A 3,318-nucleotide genomic window follows, 5' to 3' on the forward strand; every position below is an offset into this window, starting at 1 on the left:
TAGGGATAGTGAGTGCACAAGTAAGCCATAGCAGCTTCAAGCTTGTCGGCCATCAGAACCCCTTGCTCCTCGCGGCGCGGATATCCGGGAATAACTCGGTGGAAGTCGTGAGGTAAGTTTTCAACGTCCTCCAAGCGGCCGCGTCTTCGATGCGGGTCATCAACGCATCGTTGATCGTCGTCCGGTCTTCGTGCTCTATGACGATGGCGGCAACCGGCGTGCGAGTCGTATCGTCATAGGCTCTTACGCCTCCCATGCTCCGTGCCTTCATCGTAAACGCTTCCACTGTCTTTTTGTCATACCCAAACTTGTTGATCATGTGGGTCAGGTAGTAGTCGTAGCGGGCTGGGAAGGCTCTCTGGCACGTCCCTTTGTTCCATACATCGTCCAGGAGCCCTTGACCGATCGGGTAGGTAGGGCGACCAGGTTTCTCGTACGCCGAGTTTTTGGATATCCGAGCGAGTAGGACGTATGAGTCGCCCGAACGGATATATCCGCTGATCCGGGTCTGGGTGTTGTATAGATCCAACTCGTAGAGGAGCCCGGTCATCAATGAATCGAGCATGCCCCGAAACAAGGCGGTCTGCTCTCCCAAATCATTCTCAAGTCTAGTAATTGTCGCAGCCTGCTCGGCGTACGTCGGTTTTCTGAGCAACCCGCCGAGACCACCGGATATCCCAAGTACTAGATAGCTCCAGAACATTGCTGGAGTCCACCAGTCAGGGGAGTCGTCGTTGAGAAATGCCGTCAAGAAGCCGATGAGCCCAGCTAATGCGAGGGCTAACTGATGCCAGTGGTTAAGAAGAAAATCCAGGAAAGCGTGCGCGCGGCGTCTCGCGACGCTTCCTTCACTAGCCTCCACGGCGTCCGTAGTAATAATGCCCCCAAGCATCAGTAGTTCAAACTGCAGCCTTGTGAGTTGGCTGATGTTGTCTCAAGCCAGAATAAATGACCCACACTAAGCCTTCTGTATGGCGGCAAGCGCGTTGGGTCACAAATGGAAGGTTTCTGGTCAGGGACAGGTTGGCTTTGGCGCCCCGTCACCAATTCACATGCCCTTGAGCCAGTCGATGTCGCAGACCCGCCCAAGCCTGGCTAGAGCGGCATCGTACTTGTCCGACAGTTCTTGGTTGGCGTTCACTTCGCCCATCGTGCCATAGACGCCACTTGACATCTTCGCCGTGAACTTGATGTCGTCGCTGACGACGGTGGACGCCTTTGCCGCCAGCAGGGTCATCTGTTCGCCGACCTGATTGGCAGCACCTTCGGTGGCGACGTCCTCGTTTTCTAGCGCCAGGACGGCCTTTAGCTCTGAACAGGTTTCTTCAGTCGAGAGCCGTACCACTGGCACTTCTGTCGCGTTCGGTGTCTGTGTGCATCCACTGATAGAGGCTGCGACCAGCAGAACCATGAGTGTGAATAACGGTTTCATTTCTCCCCCGACGTTCGCGTGGAGCCCAGTATATTTGGGCCGGTCGTGCCCAACTGTTCGTTGGCAACGGCGGTTTTCCACCCTCGTGTGGCGCGTGGGATCTCTGCAAAGGAAAGACTTAGAGGACAAGCAACTTGGACGCTAGGGCTGATCGGTGGCGAGACGGGCAAGCGCACGCACACCTGCGGCGAACTGGTCAAGTTTCAGTCGAACGTGACCGTTTTGTAGAGCCTGCTTGTTGGCGCCCAGTTCGTCCAGTTTCAGGGCCATAAGTTCACTGGGCACCAGGCGGGGTTTCGTCCGGTTTATCCATGGCCAACGTTCAACTGCCGCCTGTTCCCGTGATGCTAGGTAGTCACTGGGTTTGAACTCAGCTTCGGATGTCACCTCAACCACTGCATAGCAGTCGCCGGTGGCAGCGGCACAGATGAAAACGAGGTCACCCGGTTTGAAACCAGGTCGTCCCTTTGCCGGACTGGCGAACAATGACTGCTGGCACCACCCACCCAATTTGGGTTCCCCATACTCGAGCTTCACCCACAATCCGCGACCGTCACGTGCATCTGAGAGAAGTCGCTCCGCGAAATGCAGTGCAGAATCAGCATCCAAATCATCTGAGGGCATCTGGTGAGCGCTGGTCAAATCCCGGGCTTTAGTGAGAACTGTGCTGAGGTCCTCCAGGGTGACGTCACGCGCTGGCCAAGTGGTGACGACGCGCTTCGCGTCAGCTACTTGGTCGGGGGTGAGGCTAATGCCGAGCTCGAAATTGGAAGACGCGGAGCTTCCAAGACCCGCTCCTGTCAGATTTGCTGAACCGACCAGCCCACGAGTACCGAAAAGGTACGCCTTCGCATGGAGCCGTGGCACATGACGGACTCGAACCCCACTCCCCATGAGGTCTTCGATGCCTTTTAGAGATAGATAACCATTCGCGACCGCGCTCGGGTCAAGACACGTGAGGAGCTGCCAACTGTAACGCGAATCTTTGGCTGCGGAGGCTAACTGCTTGCAGACTTCAATGGTCAGGTAGGGGCTAGCCAGAACCACGTTGCCATCAATAGCCTGGATTGCGTCCCTTAACCACCCGGCCGCTTTCGTATGCAACTGGCTTTCGATCCCCATGTTAGGAGGGTACTTCGTACATGCGCTTTAGCACCGGTGCGCCTCACCGGCAGCACGCGTTGGGTCGTCTCATGTAAGGACCCTTTGCTGGGACGCGGCGGTCGCTCTAGCTTCCTGCCGGCGCCGCCCCGGATTCCCGGCGTCGGGTTGTCTCAGCAATGCGTCTCAGTAGCAGAATTTTCCACAGTGCAGGAAAGAACCTTTGATGGGATCGCAATGTCTGTCGGCAGTAGATCGGTCGTCCGCTCCTGCCGGCAGTCTTGAAACTCTAGGGATTTGAGGCATCTGCAAACATTCACCCGAGTTTGGAAGCGCACAGATACGCCGCCATGGTCCTAATGGCTACAGTCGCGACATTCTCAACGCTAAAGGGGCCACCAGCGAGTTGGTTGGTGCCCCCATGGTGGCCTACTCGAAGCGAACTGAGTTTAATACCGAGTTCAGGGGGCAGCCGGGCCGCCACGCGTGTCCGTAACCCTCGATCTTCGCCTTACCCTAAGCAGATTTTCCGCTGAGTGCAGCAGGGCTACCTTGCTGCACTCGTCCGGAATCGCGCCCTCCGGGCCTATGGATTCCTGTAAGACGCGCCCGTAAAACTGCCCGGTGCTATTGCTGGGCCGATTGCAGGGTGCCATCGTTCTTGTAGAGCCAACGAGGTGTGTCGTCATTGATCATGTAAGAAGTGACATCATTCTGCGGGGGCTGAAACTCGCCCAAATCGTTCACCACGAGTGTCCGCCCAGATCGGACAATTGATGAGCCGG

Annotated in this window: 3 protein-coding genes; all 3 read right to left on the minus strand. The window is 56.7% G+C overall.

All coding sequences use genetic code 11. The features are described 5' to 3' along the window. Nucleotides 1-52 precede the first annotated feature (52 nt). The 3 genes from D477_RS01315 to D477_RS22130 all read right to left on the minus strand — a co-directional run bounded on the left by D477_RS01315 (nucleotide 53) and on the right by D477_RS22130 (nucleotide 2,554). Complete coding sequence (locus D477_RS01315) at nucleotides 53-892, minus strand: hypothetical protein (RefSeq protein ID WP_005266509.1); 840 nt, start codon at nucleotides 890-892, stop codon at nucleotides 53-55. 156 nt (nucleotides 893-1,048) lie between these two features. Further along, the gene (locus D477_RS01320) at nucleotides 1,049-1,411 is read right to left on the minus strand and encodes a hypothetical protein (RefSeq protein ID WP_150109939.1); all 363 of its coding nucleotides are present in this window, start codon (nucleotides 1,409-1,411) and stop codon (nucleotides 1,049-1,051) included. 162 nt (nucleotides 1,412-1,573) lie between these two features. Beyond that, on the minus strand, nucleotides 1,574-2,554 hold the full coding sequence (locus D477_RS22130) for a phospholipase D-like domain-containing protein (RefSeq protein ID WP_005266512.1): 981 nt from the start codon (nucleotides 2,552-2,554) through the stop codon (nucleotides 1,574-1,576). Nucleotides 2,555-3,318 lie beyond the last annotated feature (764 nt).

Source organism: Arthrobacter crystallopoietes BAB-32 (assembly GCF_000328305.2).
GTDB classification, from domain to species: domain Bacteria; phylum Actinomycetota; class Actinomycetes; order Actinomycetales; family Micrococcaceae; genus Crystallibacter; species Crystallibacter crystallopoietes_A.